This is a genomic window from Kitasatospora sp. YST-16, assembly GCF_026802215.1.
Lineage (GTDB): Bacteria > Actinomycetota > Actinomycetes > Streptomycetales > Streptomycetaceae > Kitasatospora > Kitasatospora cineracea.
This window is the reverse complement of the sequence record NZ_CP113837.1, coordinates 1,756,199-1,776,573: the sequence shown is the minus strand read 5'-3', so window position 1 is coordinate 1,776,573 and position 20,375 is coordinate 1,756,199. Positions and strand designations below refer to the sequence as shown.

The 20,375-nt window shown below is 72.6% G+C and carries 20 protein-coding genes; 13 read left to right on the top strand and 7 right to left on the bottom strand.

Annotated elements, in window-relative coordinates:
* Nucleotides 1–4: 4 nt before the first annotated feature.
* Nucleotides 5–607, bottom strand: coding sequence for a DUF3043 domain-containing protein (locus OU787_RS08065; RefSeq protein ID WP_030460955.1), 603 nt, complete (start codon nucleotides 605–607; stop codon nucleotides 5–7).
* Nucleotides 608–811: 204 nt separating this feature from the next.
* On the opposite strand from OU787_RS08065, the gene OU787_RS08060 reads away from it, so the two are divergent.
* A complete protein-coding gene (locus OU787_RS08060; RefSeq protein WP_081966988.1) occupies nucleotides 812–1,600 on the top strand; it encodes a PspA/IM30 family protein in 789 nt (262 codons plus the stop codon).
* Nucleotides 1,601–1,627: 27 nt separating this feature from the next.
* On the top strand, nucleotides 1,628–1,921 hold the full coding sequence (gene pspAA, locus OU787_RS08055) for a PspA-associated protein PspAA (protein ID WP_030460957.1): 294 nt from the start codon (nucleotides 1,628–1,630) through the stop codon (nucleotides 1,919–1,921).
* Between the two features lie 98 nt (nucleotides 1,922–2,019).
* Here pspAA and nadA read toward each other — a convergent pair whose 3' ends face one another.
* Entirely contained in the window at nucleotides 2,020–3,201 is a 1,182-nt protein-coding gene (gene nadA / locus OU787_RS08050) for a quinolinate synthase NadA (protein WP_268658927.1), read from the bottom strand.
* A 181-nt stretch (nucleotides 3,202–3,382) separates the two neighbouring features.
* Here nadA and OU787_RS08045 point away from each other — a divergent pair, with 181 nt between their 5' ends.
* The 3 genes from OU787_RS08045 (at nucleotide 3,383) to OU787_RS08035 (ending at nucleotide 6,451) form a co-directional block, all read left to right on the top strand.
* Complete coding sequence (locus OU787_RS08045; protein ID WP_268658926.1) at nucleotides 3,383–4,309, top strand: NADP-dependent oxidoreductase; 927 nt, start codon at nucleotides 3,383–3,385, stop codon at nucleotides 4,307–4,309.
* Between the two features lie 167 nt (nucleotides 4,310–4,476).
* Nucleotides 4,477–4,938 carry an Lrp/AsnC family transcriptional regulator gene (locus OU787_RS08040; protein ID WP_268658925.1) on the top strand — a complete coding sequence of 154 codons (462 nt, stop codon included), beginning with the start codon at nucleotides 4,477–4,479 and terminating at the stop codon, nucleotides 4,936–4,938.
* Nucleotides 4,939–5,083: 145 nt separating this feature from the next.
* A complete protein-coding gene (locus tag OU787_RS08035; RefSeq protein WP_268658924.1) occupies nucleotides 5,084–6,451 on the top strand; it encodes a pyridoxal phosphate-dependent decarboxylase family protein in 1,368 nt (455 codons plus the stop codon).
* 3 nt (nucleotides 6,452–6,454) lie between these two features.
* Here the strand turns inward: OU787_RS08035 and OU787_RS08030 are convergent, their stop codons facing one another.
* Nucleotides 6,455–7,336, bottom strand: a complete 882-nt coding sequence (locus OU787_RS08030) for a GNAT family N-acetyltransferase (protein WP_030460962.1) — start codon at nucleotides 7,334–7,336, stop codon at nucleotides 6,455–6,457.
* Between the two features lie 206 nt (nucleotides 7,337–7,542).
* On the opposite strand from OU787_RS08030, the gene erpA reads away from it, so the two are divergent.
* Nucleotides 7,543–7,896: an iron-sulfur cluster insertion protein ErpA gene (gene erpA / locus OU787_RS08025; protein WP_030460963.1), complete on the top strand. Its 354-nt coding sequence runs from the start codon at nucleotides 7,543–7,545 to the stop codon at nucleotides 7,894–7,896.
* Nucleotides 7,897–7,978: 82 nt separating this feature from the next.
* Here erpA and OU787_RS08020 read toward each other — a convergent pair whose 3' ends face one another.
* Both OU787_RS08020 and OU787_RS08015 read right to left on the bottom strand, forming a co-directional pair.
* Nucleotides 7,979–8,605 (bottom strand): hypothetical protein, encoded by a 627-nt coding sequence (locus tag OU787_RS08020; protein WP_030460964.1) that lies wholly within the window; start codon nucleotides 8,603–8,605, stop codon nucleotides 7,979–7,981.
* Between the two features lie 85 nt (nucleotides 8,606–8,690).
* Nucleotides 8,691–8,909, bottom strand: a complete 219-nt coding sequence (locus tag OU787_RS08015; protein WP_030460965.1) for a hypothetical protein — start codon at nucleotides 8,907–8,909, stop codon at nucleotides 8,691–8,693.
* Nucleotides 8,910–9,113: 204 nt separating this feature from the next.
* Here OU787_RS08015 and OU787_RS08010 point away from each other — a divergent pair, with 204 nt between their 5' ends.
* Nucleotides 9,114–10,091, top strand: coding sequence for a carbohydrate kinase family protein (locus tag OU787_RS08010; RefSeq protein ID WP_030460966.1), 978 nt, complete (start codon nucleotides 9,114–9,116; stop codon nucleotides 10,089–10,091).
* 9 nt (nucleotides 10,092–10,100) lie between these two features.
* On the opposite strand, the gene OU787_RS08005 is transcribed toward OU787_RS08010, so the two are convergent.
* Nucleotides 10,101–11,495, bottom strand: coding sequence for a cysteine desulfurase/sulfurtransferase TusA family protein (locus OU787_RS08005; protein ID WP_030460967.1), 1,395 nt, complete (start codon nucleotides 11,493–11,495; stop codon nucleotides 10,101–10,103).
* A gap of 353 nt (nucleotides 11,496–11,848) precedes the next feature.
* On the opposite strand from OU787_RS08005, the gene ctaC reads away from it, so the two are divergent.
* The 4 genes from ctaC to OU787_RS07985 all read left to right on the top strand — a co-directional run bounded on the left by ctaC (nucleotide 11,849) and on the right by OU787_RS07985 (nucleotide 16,424).
* Entirely contained in the window at nucleotides 11,849–12,709 is an 861-nt protein-coding gene (gene ctaC, locus OU787_RS08000; RefSeq protein WP_030460968.1) for an aa3-type cytochrome oxidase subunit II, read from the top strand.
* Nucleotides 12,706–14,484, top strand: coding sequence for an aa3-type cytochrome oxidase subunit I (gene ctaD / locus OU787_RS07995; protein ID WP_442788436.1), 1,779 nt, complete (start codon nucleotides 12,706–12,708; stop codon nucleotides 14,482–14,484). The genes ctaC and ctaD overlap by 4 nt, the downstream gene beginning before the upstream one ends.
* Nucleotides 14,481–14,897, top strand: coding sequence for a cytochrome c oxidase subunit 4 (locus OU787_RS07990; RefSeq protein ID WP_030460969.1), 417 nt, complete (start codon nucleotides 14,481–14,483; stop codon nucleotides 14,895–14,897). The genes ctaD and OU787_RS07990 overlap by 4 nt, the downstream gene beginning before the upstream one ends.
* A 219-nt stretch (nucleotides 14,898–15,116) precedes the next feature.
* Nucleotides 15,117–16,424: a L,D-transpeptidase gene (locus tag OU787_RS07985; protein ID WP_081966994.1), complete on the top strand. Its 1,308-nt coding sequence runs from the start codon at nucleotides 15,117–15,119 to the stop codon at nucleotides 16,422–16,424.
* Between the two features lie 70 nt (nucleotides 16,425–16,494).
* Here OU787_RS07985 and OU787_RS07980 read toward each other — a convergent pair whose 3' ends face one another.
* A complete protein-coding gene (locus tag OU787_RS07980; RefSeq protein WP_030460971.1) occupies nucleotides 16,495–17,928 on the bottom strand; it encodes a purine-cytosine permease family protein in 1,434 nt (477 codons plus the stop codon).
* A gap of 109 nt (nucleotides 17,929–18,037) precedes the next feature.
* Between OU787_RS07980 and OU787_RS07975 the strand changes: the two genes are divergently transcribed.
* Together OU787_RS07975 and OU787_RS07970 are read left to right on the top strand one after the other, a co-directional pair.
* Nucleotides 18,038–18,670, top strand: a complete 633-nt coding sequence (locus OU787_RS07975; protein WP_030460972.1) for a TetR/AcrR family transcriptional regulator — start codon at nucleotides 18,038–18,040, stop codon at nucleotides 18,668–18,670.
* A gap of 25 nt (nucleotides 18,671–18,695) precedes the next feature.
* The gene (locus tag OU787_RS07970) at nucleotides 18,696–20,300 is read left to right on the top strand and encodes an amidohydrolase (protein ID WP_030460973.1); all 1,605 of its coding nucleotides are present in this window, start codon (nucleotides 18,696–18,698) and stop codon (nucleotides 20,298–20,300) included.
* The last annotated feature ends 75 nt before the right edge of the window (nucleotides 20,301–20,375 follow it).

Here is a 20,375-nt window from a genome sequence, read left to right as displayed (position 1 = left end):
GCGGTCAGGGCCGCTCGCCCCGCTTGACCATCGGCTTGGGCAGCCGCAGCCGGCGCATCTGCAGGGTGCGCATCAGGCCGTACATGACCGCGCCGCGGGTGTTCTCGTTCGGGAAGCGGGTGGCCAGGCCCTTGCGCAGCTGGAGGCCGATCCGGACGAAGTCCAGGATGACCACCACGAAGAAGACCATGAACAGCAGCGTGGAGAGCAGCTGCAGGTAGTTGACCTTGGTGATGCTGAGCACCAGCACCACCACCGCGTACGGCAGGAAGAACTCGGCCGCGGCCCAGCGGGAGTCGATGAAGTCGCGGACGTAGCGCCGCACCGGGCCCTTGTCGCGCGGCGGCAGGGCGCGCTCGTCGCCCTCCAGCAGCGCGGTGCGCTGCTTCTCGCGCTCCGCGCGCATCCGCTCGCGGGCCTGCTTGGCGGCCTCCTTGCGGTCCTTCGGGACGGAGACCCGGGTCTTCCGGTGGGCCTCGGCCTCACTGCGCTTGGGCGTGGGCCGGCCCTTGGGAGCCTGCGGGTCGCGGGCCTGCTTCTCGGCCTCCTTCGTCAGCGTGACGGTGGAGGAGGAGGCGGCGGATTCATCAGAGCGGCGTCGAAACACACTCCCAGCGTACGGGTTGACCGGCGGCTTTCCGGCGCGCCCCCGGACGCGAACCGATATCGATCCTGAGGACGATGCCGAACGGCCGTCCGCCGTAGCAGCATTGTTGCAGGCTGGTGCACTGCGCCGGGGACCCCGCCGCGCATACACTCGACCTGTCACGAGACGCAAACCCAGGCCCGAAGAAGGGGGCTATCGAGGCCCATGAGCGACGGAATCATGAAGCGTATGGGGCTGATCTTCCGCTCCAAGGCGAACAAGGCCTTGGACCGGGCGGAGGACCCGCGCGAAACGCTCGACTACTCCTACCAGAAGCAGCTGGAACTGCTGCAGAAGGTGCGCAGGGGCGTCGCCGACGTGGCCACCTCCCGCAAGCGCCTGGAGCTCCAGCTGACCCAGCTGCAGCAGCAGTCCTCCAAGTACGAGGACCAGGGCCGCAAGGCGCTGTCCCTCGGCCGCGAGGACCTGGCCCGCGAGGCGCTCAGCCGCAAGGCCAACCTGCAGTCCCAGATCACCGACCTGGAGACGCAGTACCAGGCCCTGCAGGGCGAGGAGGAGAAGCTCACGCTCGCCTCCCAGCGCCTCCAGGCCAAGGTGGACGCCTTCCGCACCAAGAAGGAGACCATCAAGGCCACCTACACCGCGGCCCAGGCGCAGACCCGGATCGCGGAGTCCTTCTCCGGCATCTCCGAGGAGATGGGCGACGTCGGCCTGGCGATCCAGCGCGCGGAGGACAAGACCGCGCAGATGCAGGCCCGCGCGGGCGCGATCGACGAGCTGCTGGCCTCCGGCGCGCTCGACGACGCCAGCGGCCTCGGCCGCAAGGACGACATCGAGGCCGAGCTGGAGCGGGTGGCCGGCGGCAGCGACGTCGAGCTGGAGCTGGCCCGGATGAAGGCCGAGCTGACCGGCGGCACCCCCGCCTCCCAGCCGCAGGCGATCGAGCAGGGGAAGAACGACACCCCGCCGCCGACCATCAACTACAACAAGTAAGCCCGGCAGCAGGGGAGACGCACCAGCATGATCATGCGGGTCTTGGGTGAGGGGCAGTTCGAGGTCGCCGAGGGTGACCTGAACCGGCTGAACCAGCTGGACGACGAGCTGCTCCAGGCCGTCGAGGCAGGGGACGAGGCGGCCTTCCGGGCCGCGCTCGGCAGCCTGCTCGCGGCGGTCCGTGAGGTCGGCACGCCGCTTCCGCCGGAGTCGCTGGAGCCGTCGGACCTGATCCTCCCGGACGCCGAGGCGTCCTTGGAGCAGGTCCGCGAGCTGCTGCGGGACGAGGGCGACGGCCTGATCCCCGGCCTCCCGGAGTAGTTCGGGCGCCACACGTGACGAGAGGGCGGGCACCCCTTCCGGGGTGCCCGCCCTCTCGTCACGTGTGGCGCCCGACCCCGCGGGCGCGGGGCGAATCGTTACGGCAGGGCCAGCATCCGGTCCAGCGCGGCCTTGGCGTGCTTCTCGGTCTCGGCGTCCACCGTGATCACGTTCGGCACCCGGCCCTCGACCAGCGACTCCAGTGCCCACACCAGGTGCGGCAGGTCGATCCGGTTCATGGTCGAGCAGAAGCACACGGTGCGGTCGAGGAAGACGACCTCCTTGTCCGGGTGCGCCTTGGCCAGCCGGCGGACCAGGTTCAGCTCGGTGCCGATCGCCCACTTCGAGCCGGGCTCGGCGGCGTCCAGCGCCTTGATGATGTACTCGGTCGAGCCCACCAGGTCGGCGGCGGTGACCACCTCGTGCCTGCACTCCGGGTGCACCAGCACGGTCACGCCCGGGATCCGCTCGCGGACCTCGTTCACCGACTCCACGCTGAACCGGCCGTGCACCGAGCAGTGCCCGCGCCACAGGATCATCTTCGCGTTCCGCAGCTGCTCGGCGGTCAGCCCGCCGTTGGGCTTGTGCGGGTTGTAGAGCACGCACTCGTCCAGCGAGATGCCCATCTCCAGCACCGCGGTGTTGCGGCCCAGGTGCTGGTCCGGCAGGAACAGCACCTTCTCGCCCTGCTCGAAGGCCCACTCCAGGGCGCGCTTGGCGTTGGACGAGGTGCAGATGGTGCCGCCGTGCTTGCCGGTGAACGCCTTGATGTCGGCCGAGGAGTTCATGTACGACACCGGCACGGTGGCGTCCGCGACGCCCGCCTCGGTCAGCACGTCCCAGCACTCGGCGACCTGCTCGGCGGTGGCCATGTCGGCCATCGAGCAGCCGGCCGCCAGGTCCGGCAGGACGACCTGCTGGCGCTCGGAGGTGAGGATGTCCGCGGACTCGGCCATGAAGTGCACGCCGCAGAACACGATGTACTCGGCCTCCGGGCGGGCCGCCGCGTCCCGGGCCAGCTTGAAGGAGTCGCCGGTGACGTCGGCGAACTCGATGACCTCGTCGCGCTGGTAGTGGTGGCCCAGGATGAAGACCCGGTCGCCGAGCTTCTCCTTCGCGGCGCGGGCGCGCGCCACCAGGTCGGGGTCGGAGGCGGCGGGCAGGTCGCCGGGGCACTCCACGCCGCGCTCGCTGTTCGGGTCGGCCTCCCGGCCGAGCAGCAGCAGGGCGAGCGGCGAGGGCGCGGGGTCGGTGCCGTAGGTCTCGGTGGTGGTGGTCACGGGCGGCTGCCCTCCTGGTGCGGCCGGATCAACACCAGCCTTCTCGTCTATCTGACGCTATCTATGATAACCGGTTGTCGTCAGTCTGACGATGGCCGTTCTGTCGATGTGACGAGAACCGCTCACCGGGATGGAGGCTTCCGACGCGAGGACCCGCCTCCCCGTCCGGTTGGCTGGACCCATGAAGGCAATCGTGATCAACCGCTACGGCGGCCCCGACGTGGTCGAGTACACCGAACTCCCCGACCCGAAGGTCGGCCCGGACACCGTACTCGTCCGCACCCGCGCGGTCGGCGTCAACCCCGTCGACTGGAAGATCCGCGAAGGACACCTCGACGGCGTCCTCGACTCCCACTTCCCGCTGGTCATGGGCTTCGACCTGGCCGGCGTCGTCCAGGCCGTCGGCGGCGCCGTCACCGAGTACGCCCCCGGCGACGAGGTGATCGGCTATGTCCGCAAGGACGTCATCGAGAGCGGCACCTACGCCGAACTCGTCTCCGCCCCCGTCCGCACCCTGGCCCGCAAGCCCGCCGCGCTCGACTGGGCCGAGGCCGGCGGGCTGCCCACCGCCGGGCTCACCGCCCAGCAGGCCCTGGTCGGGGCGCTCGGACTGCGCCGCGGCGAGACCGTGCTGATCCACGCCGCGGCCGGCGGCGTCGGCTCGGTCGCCTGCCAGGTCGCCACCGCCCTCGGCGCCCGGGTCATCGGCACCGCCGGCGAGCACAACCACACCTTCCTGCGCGGCCTGGGCGTCGAACCCGTCCAGTACGGCCCCGGCCTGGCCGACCGGGTCCGCGCGCTGGCCCCCGACGGCGTCGACGCCGCGCTCGACCTGGTCGGCGGCGAGGCCGTCGAGGTCTCCCTCGGCCTGGTCGAGGACCCCGCCCGGATCGCCTCCGTCGTCGACTACACCGTCACCGCCCGCGGCGGCCGCTACGTCTTCACCCGCCCCGACCCCGAGGACCTCGCCACCGTCGCCCGGCTCGCCGAGGACGGCCTGCTCACCGTCCCCGTCGCCTCCACCTTCCCGCTCAGCCAGGCCGCCTCCGCCCAGGCCCTCAACGCCGAGGGGCGCACCCGCGGCAAGATCGTCCTGCTGGTGGACTGACCGGACTCCGGCCGTCCGCGACAATGGGGCCCGCAGAGTCGTTCCTCCCACGGCTCACCACCCTCACCCGCACCACCGTGGAGCCCCGCCATGAGCGAGCGCAGCGAGCGCACCATCGAGAAGCGCGCGTGTGCGAAGCGCCTGCCGAGCGAAGCGAGGCAGGGCGCATGAACACCCCCAGGCCGCCCGACCTCGGCCAGGCGGCGCTCGACGACACCGACCGCCTGCTGCTCGAACACCTCAGCCGCGACGGCCGCGCCTCCTACGCCGAGATCGGGCTGCTCACCAACCTCTCCGCCACCGCCGTCCGCCGCCGGATCGACCGGCTGCGGGCGCGCGGCGTGGTCCGCGGCTTCACCGTCGTCCTCGACCCCGCCCTGCTCGGCTGGCGCACCGAAGCCTTCGTCGAGGTCTACTGCCGCGCCCGCACCTCGCCCGAGGAACTGCTCGCCTCGCTGCGCCAGTTCCCCGAGGTCGCCGCCGCCTGGACGGTCACCGGCGACCCCGACGCCCTCGTCCACCTGCGGGCCGCCGACACCCGGCACCTCGAAGCCGTCATCGAACGCATCCGCAAGGAGCCCGGCGTCCAGCGCAGCCGCTCCTCCGTGGTCCTCTCCCAACTCATCTGACCCGTCCGACGCAGCTTTCCTGCGCGCCCCCGTCCGAACACGCAGGAAACCGGCCCCCGGCGGCCGCGTTCCGACGCGCGCCCGCCCACCCCCGCTGCCTACGCTGATCATGCCCCCAGCCCCGCCCGCAGCGAAGAGGACACCCGTGTACGCAGCCCCCGACCGCATGCACAAGCCGGACAACGAGCTGGTCGACCTCGTCTTCGACTACATGCGCGAACGGCTGCAGTACGACCCCGTCCCGCTCGACCACCCCGGCAACGGCGCCCACCTGCGCGAGGCCCTGGCCGGGCTGCTCAACGACCACGGCAACGACCCCGCCGACGTGCTCAAGCTCTACGACCACGAGCTGTCCCGCGCCGTCATCTCCGCCGACAGCCCGCGCTACCTCTCCTTCATCCCGTGCGCCCCCACCAAGGCCGCGCTGCTCTTCGACATGGTCGTCTCCTGCGCCTCCCTGCAGGGCATCTCCTGGTTGGAGGCGGCCGGCGCGATCGCCGCCGAGAACCAGGTGCTCCGGCTGATAGCGGACCGGGCGGGCCTGCCCGCGAGCGCCGGCGGCACCTTCGTCTCCGGCGGCTCGGCCGGCAACCTCTCCGCGCTCGTCGTCGCCCGCGACACCGCCCGGCGCCGCCTGGGCGTCGGGCCCGGGGCCCGGCTGCGGATCGCCGTCGCCGACCAGGTGCACTCCTCGGTCAAGAACACCTTCAACATCATCGGCGTCGAGCCCTTCCTCGTCCCCGCCGTCGACCGCCGCCTCACCGGCGCCGCCCTGCGCGCCGCCCTCGCCGCCGACCCGCACCCCGAGACGGTCATCGCCGTCGTCGGCACCGCCGGCACCACCAACGAGGGCATCGTCGACGACCTGGCCGGCATCGCCGAAGTGGCCCGCGCGCACGACCTCTGGTTCCACGTCGACGGCGCCTACGGCGGCGCGGGCCTGTTCGCCCCCTCCGTCCGCCACCGCTACGACGGCATCGAGCACGCCGACAGCTTCGTCGTCGACCCGCACAAGTGGCTGTTCGCCCCGTTCGACTGCGCCGCCCTGCTCTACCGCGAACCGCGCCTGGCCCGCGCCGTGCACACCCAGGACGCCTCCTACCTGGACGTCCTGCACACCGAGGGCGACGAGTGGAACCCCACCGACTACGCCTACCACCTCACCCGCCGGGCCCGCGGCCTCCCGCTCTGGTTCTCGCTCGCCGTGCACGGCGTCCAGGCCTACACCGACGCCATCGAGACCGGCCTGCGCCTGGCCCGGGACACCGCGCAGCTGATCCGCGACACCGAGCACCTCGAACTGCTCCACGACCCGCAGCTCTCCGCCGTCTGCTTCCGCCGCACCGGCTGGACCCACGACGACTACTACCGCTGGTCCCGGCAGCTGCTCGCCGACCAGGTCGGCTTCGTCACCCCCACCGGCTGGGACGGCGAGACCGTCGCCCGCTTCGCCTTCCTGCACCCGGGCACCACCATGGAGATGGTCCGGGAGATCCTCGACACCATGGCGTAGGCCCTACAGGTACCCGCCGTTGGGGACGTACGGCGCCGGCGGGCGCATCCCGCGCAGGGCCAGGTAGCCGCGGGTGGACAGGGACAGCCCCAGGTCGAGGCCGACGTCCACGGCCCACTCCTGCTCGGCGGTCAGGAAGGAGACGCTCGCCTCGGTGCCCACCGGCACCCGGGCGAGCGCCTCGCGCAGCAGGCGGGCCGCGATCCGCTTGGAGGTCGCGGCCAGCAACTGCACGGTGCCGCCGTCCCGGTAGCAGTAGCCGGTGCCCGCCAGGGTGTCCGCGACCAGCAGCTCCTCGAAGTGCGCCAGCATGAACGGGTGGTCCGGCCCGTGCGCCGCGCCGCGCACCCGGCGGTCGACCGAGTCCAGCAGGTGCAGGTGCGTCGCGTTGCCCGCGTGCACCGGGATGTCGCCCGGGTCCAGCAGCCGCTCCCGGTCCACCTGCCCGGTCAGCCGCATCGCGGGGTGCAGCGTGAACCCGGCCGCCCGGTAGCGCCGCGCCGCCGCCGGGGACGGCGAGGCGCACAGCATCCCGCGCAGGCAGCCCCGCCCGTACCCGGCGGCCCGCTCCAGCAGCAGCCGGCCCACCCCCCGGCCCTGCGCGGCGGGCAGCACGACGAACAGCGGCAGCACCCAGACGCCCTCGCGGCGCAGCGACAGCGCCACCCCGACGGCCTCGCCGTCCTGCTCGGCGATCCAGCACCCCTCCGGGTCCGTCACCGCGAGGTGCCGGGCCCGGGCCAGCGCCCTGATCCGGTGGACCTCGTCGCCGGGCCGGTCGGGGTCGTCCCGGGGCCGGCCGTCCAGGTCGCGGAACGCGGCGCGGGAGACCCGCTGGACCGCCTCGGCGTCCTCGGCGGTGTCCTTGAGCTGACGAATGATCACCCGTCACATCCTGCTGCGCCCGCCGCGCGGGCGGTAGCGGTTTGCCGAAGCGGGCGGTGACCCGTCGGGCCCGGTGTGCGAGCATGGGGTACGTGGGGGAGTGGGCGACGAAAAATGTCCCCCGAACGCACCACCTCCCGGAAATGAATCCGGGGGGCCGCTGGTTGGCACTGGCGGATCACAGTCGTCACAGACCGGGAGTAAGCATGACCGTCCAGGACGAGACCACCGTCGAGAGTGGCATCCTCCTCACCGAGGCCGCTGCGGCCAAGGTCAAGGGCCTGCTGGAGCAGGAAGGCCGCGACGACCTCTCGCTGCGCGTCGCCGTGCAGCCCGGCGGCTGCTCGGGCCTGCGCTACCAGCTGTTCTTCGACGAGCGTTCGCTGGACGGCGACGTCGTCAAGGACTTCAACGGCGTCAAGGTCGTCACCGACCGGATGAGCGCCCCCTACCTGGGCGGTGCCACGGTCGACTTCGTGGACACCATCGAGAAGCAGGGCTTCACCATCGACAACCCGAACGCCACCGGCTCCTGCGCCTGCGGCGACTCGTTCAGCTAGGCCTCGCTCCGAGGCCCGGCGCGCCGAGGGCGGCTCCCCCAGCACGGGGGAGCCGCCCTCGCGGCGTTCCGGGGGCGGCGGGTCAGCGCGGGTCGCCGCCCGCGATGCCGCTCTGCACGGGCAGCTGCTGGCCGGTCGCGGTGTCCACCACGCCGCCGCCGGTCATCGGCGTGGGCAGCGTGACGGTCGCCTCCTGCTCCTTGATCAGCTGCGGGCAGGCCTTGCCCGGCTCGGCGGTCTTGGTGACCACCAGCCGCAGCTTCACCACCGGCGGGGCGTCCTCCTCCAGCCGGACCCCGTACTTGTCGCAGATCCCGGCGGTGAAGAACACCGTCAGCTGGGTCGGGCTGTCCTGCCGGTAGCCGGTCGCGGGGATCTTCACCGCGGTCGGCGGGCGCTCGCCGACGGCTATCCCGGGCGTGGTCGGCTGCCCGGCCGAGGGCTGCGGGCTCGCCTCGGCCGGGGCGGAGGCCGTCCCGCCGGTGCCGGGGCTGGGGTGCGCGCCGGTGCCGGGGTCGGGGCTGGCGCTGGCGGACGGGCTCGCGGACGCACTCGCGGACGGCGAGGCGCTGGCGGTGGCCGTGGCGGGCGAACCCGAGCTGCCGCACGCGGTCAGCAGGCCGGCCGCGAGGGCCGCGCCAGCCAGCGCGGCGGCGGCCCGGCGCGCGTACGGGGCCTTGGTGGAGACGGCTGCGGTGCTGTCGTCCATGATCTGCGTTCCTCCCGAGGGTCGTGCGGCGCCGCGGTGAGCGGTACCGCGCCGGTTTGACGTGCCCCGGAGGAAACCGGTTCCGCTACCCGCCGTACTCCGGCATGGCCGCCACCAGCCGGCGCGCCTCCACCGGCACCCGCACCCCCGTCGCGGCCGGCGCGGCCACCGCCGGGACCGGCCCGGCGACCGGCCAGAAACGGCCCAACCGGCGCGAGGAGTCCAGCAGTTCGGCCAGCGTCTCGGCCTCGGATTCGTCGGAGCGGCGGGCCGACAGCCACCCGGAGGAGTGATCGATCACCATGCGGAACACCTGCTCCGATCGCCGTGCCGCGGCCACGGTGCCGCGGACTGGACGGGGGCCGCGTCCGGCCCCCGTACTCGTGACCCTAGGCCGCCCCCGGGCCGGAAGACAGCCCTACCGCTCGGTAGCACCCGGTCGGGCCGGTACCGTGGGTGGGTTGTTGCCCCCAGCTCCGGCCACTGCCGGGCCGCCAGAGGAGACCCCGTGCGCATCGCCGTCGCCGGCTCGATCGCCACCGACCACCTGACGACCTTCCCCGGGCGTTTCGCCGACCAGCTGGTGCCCGAGCAGCTGCACACGGTGTCACTGTCCTTCCTGGTCGACACCCTGGACATCCGCCGCGGCGGGGTGGGCCCGAACATCGCCTTCGGCATGGGCGTCCTCGGCCTGAACCCCGTCCTGGTCGGCGCGGCCGGCGGCGACTTCGCCGAGTACCGCAGCTGGCTGGACCGGCACGGCGTCGACACCCACTCCGTGCACATCTCGGAGACCCGGCACACCGCCCGCTTCATGTGCACCACCGACCAGGAGCACAACCAGATCGCGTCCTTCTACACCGGCGCGATGGCCGAGGCCCGCAACATCGAGCTCCAGCCGATCGCCGACCGGGTCGGCGGCCTCGACCTGGTACTGATCGGGGCGGACGACCCGGCCGCGATGGTCCGGCACACCCAGGAGTGCCGCACCCGCGGCTACGCCTTCGCGGCCGACCCCTCCCAGCAGCTGGCCCGCCTGGAGGGCGAGGACATCCGGGAGATCGTCGACGGCGCGGCCTACCTCTTCACCAACGAGTACGAGGCGGCGCTGATCGAGTCCAAGACCGGCTGGTCGGCGGACGAGATCCTCCGGCGGGTCGGCACCCGGGTCACCACCCTCGGCCCCAAGGGCGTCCGGATCCAGCGCCTCGACGAGCCCGACATCCTGGTCGGCTGCCCGGCCGAGGAGCGCAAGGCCGACCCGACCGGCGTCGGCGACGCCTTCCGGGCCGGCTTCCTGGCCGGCGTCTCCTGGGACCTCGGCCTGGAGCGCGCCGCCCAGATCGGCTGCATGCTCGCCACCCTGGTGATCGAGACCGTCGGCACCCAGGAGTACGAGCTGCGCGGCGGCCACTTCCTGCAGCGCTTCGAGACGGCCTACGGCCCCGAGGCCGCGGCCGAGCTGCGCGGCAAGCTCAGCCTCTAGTCCCCCTGGTCACCGCCCCTGGCCGGACCGCACGGTGACCAGGTAGGCCGTGCCGTGGCCCCCGCCGTACTCCTCGGCGGGGGCCTCGCCCGCGTAGGTGTGGCCGCACATCTCGCACCAGGCCGGGATGTCGTGCCGGGCCGCCTCGTCGTCGGAGAGGACGGCGATCCGGCCGCCGGGGGCGACCTCGCCGACGTGCTTGGCGAGTTCGATGACCGGGATCGGGCAGCGCTTGCCGAGGGTGTCGAGGACCAGGGCGTCGGCGCTGCCGGTCGGGGGCAGGTCGAGGCCGAGCGGGGCGCGGACCTCGGCGACGACGCGGGGCAGGACCTCGAGGAAGGCGTCGACCTCGGGGCGGGTGGTGCCGGCCGGCAGCGAGATCCGCAGGTTGCCCTCGGTGAGGACGCCCATGGCGGCCAGCACGTGGCTGGGCGTCAGGGTGCTGGAGGTGCAGGAGGAGCCGGAGCTGACCGCGAAGCCGGCCCGGTCGAGCTCGGTGAGCAGCACCTCGCCGTCGACGTAGAGGCAGGAGAAGGTCACCAGGTGGGGGAGCCGCAGCTCGGGGTGGCCGACCACCTCGACGGCGGGGACCAGCTCCGGGACCCGACGGCGGATCAGGTCGACGAGGGCCCGCAGCCGGGCGTTCTCGGCCTCGGCCTCGGCCCGGACGGCGCGCAGCGAGGCCGCGGCGGCCACGATCGCCGGGACGTTGGTGAAGCCGGGCACCCGCCCGCCCTCCCGGTCGTCGGCCGGCAGCGGCGAGGAGTAGCGGACGCCCTTGCGGACGGCGAGCACGCCGACACCGGCCGGGCCGCCCCACTTGTGCGCGCTCGCGGCGAGCACCGACCAGCCGGCCGGGACCGGCAGCCGCCCGGCGCTCTGCGCGGCGTCGACCAGCAGCGGGACGTCGCCGAGCAGCGCGGCGGTCTCGGCGACCGGCTGCAGGGTGCCGACCTCGTGGTTGGCGGACTGCAGCACGGCGAGCGCGGTGTCGGGGCGCACCGCGGCGGCGAACTCCTCGGCGGACACCCGGCCGTGGCGGTCGACCGGGACGGCGGTGGCGCTGCCGCCGTCGGCCTCCCAGCGTTCGGCGGTGTGCAGCACGGCGGAGTGCTCGACGGCGGAGTGCACCAGGTGGGCGCCGCGCCGGCGGTGGCCGCGCAGGGCGCCGAGGACGCCCAACTGGAGGGCCTGGGTGCCGGATGCGGTGAAGGCGATCTCGTCGGCCCGGGCGCCGAGCACCTCGGCGACGGTCTCCCGGGCGGCGTCCAGCAGCATCCGGGCCTGCCGGGCGGACCGGTGCAGCCGGGCCGGGTCGGCCCAGCCCTCGTCGAGGGCGGCGAGCAGGGCCTGCCGGGCGACGGGGTGCGGAGGGGCGGTGGAGGCGGCGTCGAAGTAGGGCACCCGGCCACCGTAGACGACGCCCCATACGGGGTGATTCCTCCCGTCCCGTCAGCCGCCCGACGCCCCGTCACCCGCGTGTCGCAGCAAGGTCGCCCGTTCGGCCGTGAGAGGCTCGGATGTCCGCCATGACCTGCGACTCCATCCGTCGTTCAGAGGTGCTTCACCCCCCGGGGGCTGATCGGGTAGCCGGGCGGCGCGTTACCGGGGGCTGCCCGTGAGTGCCGCATAAGGATGGAGTAGCGTTTGGCCCGCATAAGCATTCAAACCGTGCCCGTGGCCGGATCACCGAGGAGACCTGACAACGGACTCCGGACGGTGGTGCGTTCCCGGGCGAGACTTCGGGAAGGCGCTACGTGAGTCCCAACGGCTCCGACCGCTCGCCGCGGCGCACGATGCGGCGGAAGCTGCCTCAGGCGCTGGCACTGGGCCTCGTCATCGCGACCGCCACCGGCTGCTCGGCCAACGACCTGCCCAGGCTTGGCCTCCCCAGTCCCGTCACGAAGGAAGGCCCGCTGGTCCTTCACATGTGGCAGGGCTCGTGGATCGCGGCTCTGGTTGTTGGTGCATTGATGTGGGGTCTGATCATCTGGAGCGTGATCTTCCACCGGCGCAGCCGCACCAAGGTGGAGGTCCCCGCTCAGACCCGGTACAACGTGCCCATCGAGGCGCTGTACACCGCGGTCCCCCTCGTCATCGTCTCGGTGCTCTTCTACTTCGTCGCCCGCGACGAGGCCACCCTGACGAAGGTCGACGCGAAGCCCCAGCACACCATCAACGTGGTGGGCTTCCAGTGGAGTTGGGCGTTCAACTACGAGAACTCCGAGATCCCGGACCCGGCGAGCACCACCGCCGCGTACGAGGTCGGCAGCACCAAGGAGCCTCCGACGCTCTACCTGCCGATCAACGAGACCGTGAAGTTCCGGCTGACCTCCAACGACGTCATCCACGACTTCTGGCCCGTCAACTTCATGATGAAGATGGACGTCGTGCCCGGTGTGGTCAACGAGTTCCAGGTCACTCCGACCGCGCTCGGCACCTACCGCGGCAAGTGCGCCGAGCTCTGCGGTGTCGACCACTCCCGGATGCTGTTCAACGTCAAGGTCGTCACGGCCGACGAGTACCAGCAGCACCTCAAGGACCTCCGCGACAAGGGCCAGGCCGGCGCGGTTCCCGCAGGCATCCTCCCCACCACGGGAAGTAGTGAAGAGAAGTGACCATCCTCAACGAGCCCGCCGCGGCCGGTGGGGGAGCCGGGGCCGTCACCTCGGGGACTCCGCGGGTGCGCAAGCCGGGCAACGCGATCATCAAGTGGCTCACCACCACCGACCACAAGACGATCGGCACGATGTACCTGGCGACCTCGTTCGCCTTCTTCCTGATCGGTGGCGTGCTCGCCCTGGTCATGCGTGCCGAGCTGGCCCGCCCGGGCACCCAGATCCTGTCGAACGAGCAGTTCAACCAGGCGTTCACCATGCATGGCACGATCATGCTGCTGATGTTCGCCACCCCGCTGTTCGCGGGCTTCGCCAACTGGATCATGCCGCTCCAGATCGGCGCCCCCGACGTCGCCTTCCCGCGCCTGAACATGTTCGCCTACTGGCTGTACCTGTTCGGCTCGATCATCGCGGTGGCGGGCTTCCTGACCCCGCAGGGCGCGGCCGACTTCGGCTGGTTCGCCTACTCGCCGCTGTCGGACGCGGTCCGCTCGCCGGGCATCGGCGCCGACATGTGGATCATGGGTCTGGCCTTCTCCGGCTTCGGCACCATCCTCGGCGCGGTCAACTTCATCACCACGATCATCTGCATGCGCGCGCCCGGCATGACGATGTTCCGGATGTCGATCTTCGTCTGGAACGTCCTGCTGACCGCCGTGCTGGTCCTGCTGGCCTTCCCGGTCCTCGCGGCCGCGCTGTTCGCCCTGGAGGCGGACCGGAAGTTCGGGGCGCACGTCTTCGATCCGACGAACGGTGGAGCGCTGCTCTGGCAGCACCTGTTCTGGTTCTTCGGCCACCCCGAGGTGTACATCATCGCGCTGCCGTTCTTCGGCATCGTCTCCGAGATCATCCCGGTCTTCAGCCGCAAGCCGATGTTCGGCTACTCCGGCCTGATCGCCGCGACCATCGCCATCGCCGGCCTCTCGGTGACGGTGTGGGCGCACCACATGTACGTGACCGGACAGGTCCTGCTGCCGTTCTTCTCGTTCATGACCTTCCTGATCGCGGTCCCGACCGGTGTGAAGTTCTTCAACTGGGTCGGCACCATGTGGAAGGGCTCGCTGAGCTTCGAGACCCCGATGCTCTGGACGGTCGGCTTCCTGGTGACCTTCCTGTTCGGCGGCCTGACGGGCGTCCTGCTCGCCTCCCCGCCGATCGACTTCCACGTCTCGGACTCGTACTTCGTCGTCGCGCACTTCCACTACGTGGTGTTCGGCACCGTCGTCTTCGCCATGTTCGCCGGCTTCCACTTCTGGTGGCCGAAGATGACCGGCAAGATGCTCGACGAGCGCCTCGGCAAGATCACCTTCTGGACGCTCTTCATCGGCTTCCACACCACCTTCCTGGTCCAGCACTGGCTGGGCGCCGAGGGCATGCCGCGCCGCTACGCCGACTACCTGGCGAGCGACGGCTTCACCACGCTGAACACCATCTCGACCATCGGCTCGTTCCTGCTCGGCCTGTCGATCCTGCCGTTCCTCTACAACGTCTGGAAGACCGCCAAGTACGGCGAGAAGGTCAACGTCGACGACCCGTGGGGCTACGGCCGCTCGCTGGAGTGGGCGACCTCCTGCCCGCCGCCGCGGCACAACTTCACCACCCTGCCCCGGATCCGCTCCGAGTCCCCGGCCTTCGACCTGCACCACCCGGAGATCGCCGCGCTGGACTACCTGGAGAACCACGGCGAGGCGGCCAAGCACTTCGAGGGCGTGACCCCCGCGCAGTACGACCGTCCGTCGCTGGGCAAGGGCAAGAAGGAGGGTGACGCCCGATGAAGGAACAGGGCAAGATCTTCGCGGGTCTCTCCGTGTTCGTGCTGGCGATCGCCATCACCTACATGGTGTGGACCATGAAGTCGGACCACGGCCTGGAGGCCGCCGGCACCACTGCGCTGTTCCTGGCCTTCGGCCTGTGCGCCTTCATCGGCTTCTACCTGGCGTTCACCGCCAAGCGGGTGGACACCGGCGCGGGCGACAACCCCGAGGCCCAGGTCTCGGACGACGCCGGCGAGGTGGGCTTCTTCGCCCCGCACAGCTGGCAGCCGCTCTCCCTGGCGATCGGTGGCGCGCTGGCCTTCCTGGGCGTCATCTTCGGCTGGTGGCTGCTGTTCTGGTCGATCCCGATCATCCTCATCGGCCTGTTCGGCTGGGTGTTCGAGTTCTACCGCGGCGAGAACCAGAACCAGTAGTTCCGGATCGCGCAAGCCGCACGGCGGGCCGGGTACTCCCCTCGGGGAGTGCCCGGCCCCGTCGTTTCCCCGGGAACCCCGGGGGTTGTCCCCCGACCGGGTTACCCGGAGTGCCGCTCGGGTGACGCCTTCCTACGCTCTGAGGCAGGTTCATACCCCTGGGAGGTTCCGTTGAAGGGCTCTCGGATACATGGCAGTTCCCGGACCGCGTTGGCCGCCGTGCTGGTACTGGCACCGGCCGCGGCCTGTTCCTCCGGCGGCGGGTCCGCCGAGAAGGATTCGGCCCGTCAGATCGACGTGGCCCCGCTGATCCACACCTCGGCCGCCGGGGAGAAGGCCGACCCGGCGAAGGCGTTCAGCGTCACCACGGACGGCACCGCCAAGCTCGGCACCGTCACCGTCACCGGCCCCGACGGGAAGCCGGTGGCCGGTCAGCTCGCCGCCGACCAGCAGCACTGGCAGACCACCGACCCGCTCCGGGCCGGCGCCGCGTACACCGTCAAGGTCGCGGCCGAGGACGGCAAGGGCGGCCACGGCGAGGCCGACTCCGCCTTCACCACCGCCGACGCGCAGCACGTCGTCACCGCCGAACTCGGCCCCGACAGCGCGGGCAGCGGCGTCTACGGCGTCGGCCAGCCGCTCACCGTCAAGCTCTCCGAGGCGGTCACCGACCCGGCGGCCCGGCAGCAGATCGAACGCGGGCTCGTCGTCACCTCGCAGCCCGCCGTCACCGGCGCCTGGTACTGGGTCGACGACGAGAACCTGCACTTCCGGCCGCAGGAGTACTGGCCCGCCAACACCACCGTCAAGCTCGCCTACGACCTGCCCGGCATCCGGATATCCGACGGCGTCTACGGCGGCGAGGAGCAGACCCTCGCGCTGCGCACCGGTGACCGGATCGAGGCGGTGGTCGACGCGGGCACCGACCAGCTGACGTACAAGCGCAACGGCGAGGTGGTGAAGACCATCCCGGTCACCACCGGCAAGCCCGGCTTCGACACCCGCAACGGCGTCAAGGTGGTGCTCGGCCAGGAGTCCGACGTCCGGATGAGCAGCGAGACGATCGGCATCGCGGCGGGCAGCAGCGAGTCCTACGACCTGGACGTGAAGTGGGCGACCCGGGTGACCTGGAGCGGTGAGTACGTGCACGCGGCGCCGTGGTCGGTGTGGGCGCAGGGCAAGGAGAACGTCAGCCACGGCTGCACCGGCATGAGCACCGACGAGGCGAAGTGGTTCTTCGACAACACCCGGGTCGGCGACATCGTGCAGGTGGTCAACAGCAAGGGCCACGACATGGAGCCGTTCGGCAACGGGTTCGGTGACTGGAACGTGAGCTTCGACGAGTACGTGAAGCACAGCGCGCTGGGCAAGCCGGTCAGCACGGCGGCGCCCGAGGCGGGGGTGAACGCGACGCCGGGCCCGTCGGCGGGCGCGAGCGCGGGTGCGAGCGGTTCGGCTTCGGCTTCGGCTTCGGTCTCGGCCTCGGTCTCCGCTTCGACGGGGGCGGTGCGGGCCGCGGGCCGGTGACGTGCGGCGAGGTCCGCCCGGGGAGCCGTGGGGCTCCGGCCGGGCGGACCTCGCCGTTCGCCGACGCGGGTCAGGCGGTGCGGCGGCGGGGCATCAGGAACCAGTACGCGGCGGCGGCGGTGAGCATGCCGGCGGGCAGGGAGAGGTCGGTGCCGCCGAGGGCTTGCGCGGCCCAGCCGGTGAAGAGCTGGGTGGAGAGGCAGAGGGTGGCGGCGGCGGTGCCGAGGACGAGGGCGGCCGCGCCGGCCCAGTTGACGCCGTGGGAGTACCAGTAGGGGGAGGCGGGGGACTCGTCGGTGAGGTCGGGGCCGCGGTAGCGGTTGCGGCGCCAGAGGATGTCGGTGGCGTAGACGGCCATCACCGGGCCGGTGATGGCGACCATCAGCTCCAGCATGTTGTTGACGGTGTCGAGGAAGTTGGAGACCAGCAGCGCGTACAGGGTCAGCGCGATGCCCAGCGCGCCGTCCAGGGCGACGCTGCGGGAGCGGCGGATGCGCAGGCCGACGGCCTGCAGGGCGAGGCCGGAAGAGTAGGCGGTCATGGCGTTGTTGGCGATCGCGCTGAGGACGATGGCGAGCAGGAAGAGCGGCCGGAACCAGCCGGGCAGGACGGCGGTGAGGGCGGACTGCGGGTCCGTCATGTCGAGGGTGGTGGCGGCGAGGCTGCCGAGGGCGGTGAACAGGACGCTGGGGACGAAGGCGCCCAGCGCCGTCCAGCCGGCCACCGCGCGGGGCGGGGTGGTGCGGGGGAGGTAGCGGGAGAAGTCGGCGCTGGTGGAGTACGACAGCGGGGCGGAGGCGATCAGCGCGGTGCCGCCGGCCAGCGCGGCGACCAGGGCGGTGCCGTGCAGGGGGTCGGCGGGGCGGTAGTGCCAGTCGGTGTGGCCGCCGGTCAGCAGGTAGCCGGTGAGCAGCAGGAAGACCGCGGTCAGGACCAGGGTGAACGGCCCGTACAGGCGGACGATGGTGGCGTGGCCGTAGACCGAGATGGCCAGCGTGGCGGCCGCGATCAGCACGATGACCAGGACCTTGAGCGGGGTGCCCGGGGTGATCCCGGCCCGTTCGGCGAGGCCGAACGCGGCGAGCGAGGCGGCGGCCCAGTTGAGGGCGAGGTAGCAGACCGAGACCAGCCAGCCGGTGACGGCGATGTTCACCCGGTTGCCGCGGACGCCGAACATGGCCCGCATGATGACCTCGCTGGGGGCGCCCGCGGCCGGGCCGCTGACGGCGAGCAGGCCGACGCCGGCCCAGAGCAGGTTGCCGGCCGCGATGACGGCCAGCGACTGCCACAGGTCGAGTCCGATCAGCACCAGGGTGCCGCCGACGACCAGGTTGAGGTAGCTGACGTTGGGGGCGGCCCAGACGGCGAACAGGTCGCGGGGGCGGCCGTGGCGCTCGGCGTCGGGGATGTGGTCGATGCCGTGCGCCTCGATCCGTCCGGCCCGGTCGGCCGCCGGCGGGGGCGTGGGGAGCTCCGTGTGGGGGTCTGGAATCGTGGATTCCATGGAGTCCTCCGAGGTTTCGAGTGCGGGTGCCGGTGCGGTCGGCGGTGCGGGAGCGGCCGATGCGGAAGGCGGCTTGTCTATTGGTCGCACATCCAATAGCGTGCGGGGCATGTCGTCAAGCGGCCAGTCGAAACGGGTGCGCAAGAACCCCGAGGCCAGGCGGGCGGAGATCGTGGCCACCGCGGCCCGGATCGCCCTCGCCGAGGGCCTGGAGTGCATCACGATGCGGCGGGTCGCCGAGGAGCTGGACGTCCGTCCCGGACTGATCAGCCACTACTTCCCGGTCGCCGAGGAACTGGTCGCCGAAGCCTTCGGCGCCGCCGCGTCCGGGGAACTGGCCGAGCTGCTGCCCGACGCCGACGCCGCCCTCCCGGCGGTCCGGCGCCTGGCCCGCTTCCTCGATCGCACCGAGGGGCCGCGCTACGACGAGCTGAGCCGGCTGTGGCTGAACGCCCGCCACCTCAGCCGGTTCCGGCCCGCCCTGCGGGAACGGGTCGGCCAGCAGGAGGCGCTCTGGCGAGACGGACTGACGGCACTGCTGCGCGAGGGCGTCGCGTCCGGGGAGTTCCGCACCCCGGACCCGCACGTCACCGCGATCCAGCTCCTGGTCGTCCTGGACGGCCTGGGGGCGCACGCCAACACCGACCGCACCGGACGACCCGGGGCGGTCACCGGGATGGCGCACGCCCTCGCCGAACGCGAACTCGGCCTGCCGGCCGGGGCGTTCGGCACCCCGCACTGACCGCACCACCGCTGAGGAGCCACCCGTGCACCCCGACCTCGTCCTGACCAACGCCCGGCTGCTCGACCCCGGCAGCGGGGACTTCCTGCCGCACGACGCGCTCGTCCTGAGCGGCGGCCGGATCGCCGGGTTCGGGGCGGCCGCCGCGGCCGGTGCCGAGGTGCTCGACCTGGGCGGCGCGGTGGTCGTCCCCGGGCTGACCGACGGCCACCTGCACCCCGTCTCGGGCGCCGAGCGCACCGCCGGGGTGGACCTGTCGGGGTGCACCGACCTGGAGGGCGTCCGGGCCGCGCTGGCCGGGGCGGTGCGGGAGCTGCCGGCCGGGCAGTGGCTGCGCGGCTGGGGCCTGGACCCGAACGCCTTCGGCGACCTGCCGGTCTCCGCCGACAGCGTGGGCCCGGTGCTGGACGGCGTCCCCGCCGCGATCGACCTGTTCGACGCGCACTCCGTGCTGGCCAGCCGCCGGGCGCTGGAACTGGCCGGGATCGACGGGCCGCGCCGCTTCGAGCAGGGCTCCGCCGAGGTGGTCTGCGACCCGGCGGGCCGCCCGACCGGCCTGCTGCTGGAGGACGCCGCCTGCGAACTGGTCGAGGCGGTCGCCCCCCGTCCGAGCTTCGAGGAGCTCTGCCGGGCCACCGCCGTGGTGCTGCGGCGGATGGCCGCCGCCGGCCTCACCGGCGGCCACGCGATGGACGCCAACGGCGAGAGCCTGGCCGTCTACGCGGCCCTGGAGGAGCGCGGACAGCTCCCGCTGCGGCTGCGGATCGCCCCCTGGGTGCAGCCCGGCGCGAGCCCGGCGGACCTGGCCGAACTGGTCCGGCGCCAGGGCGGGGGCGGCCGGCGCTGGCGGGTCGACGGGGCGAAGCTCTTCATGGACGGCACCATCGACAACGGCACCGCCTGGCTGGAACGCCCGGACTGCCACGGCGAGTCGACCGGCGCGTTCTGGCCCGACCCGGCCGAGTACACCCGGGTGATCGGCGAACTCCACCGGGCCGGGGTGCCGACCGCCACGCACGCGATCGGGGACGCGGCCGTCCGGCACGTCCTGGACGCGGTGGAGCGGGCGGTGGCCGCGCACGGGAGGGGCGCGGTGCGGCACCGGGTCGAGCACGTCGAGACGGTGCCCGACGACACCGTCGCCCGGTTCGCCGCGCTGGGCGTGGCCGCCTCGATGCAGCCCACCCACTGCACCGAGTACACCCGGGCCGACCACACCGACAACTGGTCCCGCCGGCTCGGCGAGGAGCGGGCCAACCGGGCCTTCCGCTGCCGCGACCTGGCCGCGGCCGGCGCCCGGGTGGTGCTCGGCTCGGACTGGCCGATCGCGCCGTTCGAACCGCTGGGCGTGATGGCCGGCGCCCGGCACCGGCGGCCCGCCCGCGACCTGCGGCAGCCGCCGCACCTGCCCGGGCAGGCGCTGACGCCGCTCCAGGCGCTGGCCGGCTACACCCTCGCCCCGGCCTGGGCCGCGGGGGAGGAGGACCGGGCCGGACGGCTCGCGGTCGGCCACCGGGCGGACCTGACCGTCCTCGCGGAAGACCCGCTGACCGTGCCGGACACCGAACTGGCGGGCGTCCCGGTGCTGTTGACGGTCTCGGACGGCGAGGTCACGCACCGGGCGGTGTGACGGCGGCAGGACGGCAGGACGGACGGCGCGGCCGGACCCCGGGGAGGGGGCCGGCCGCGCCGTCGTGCCGTGCCG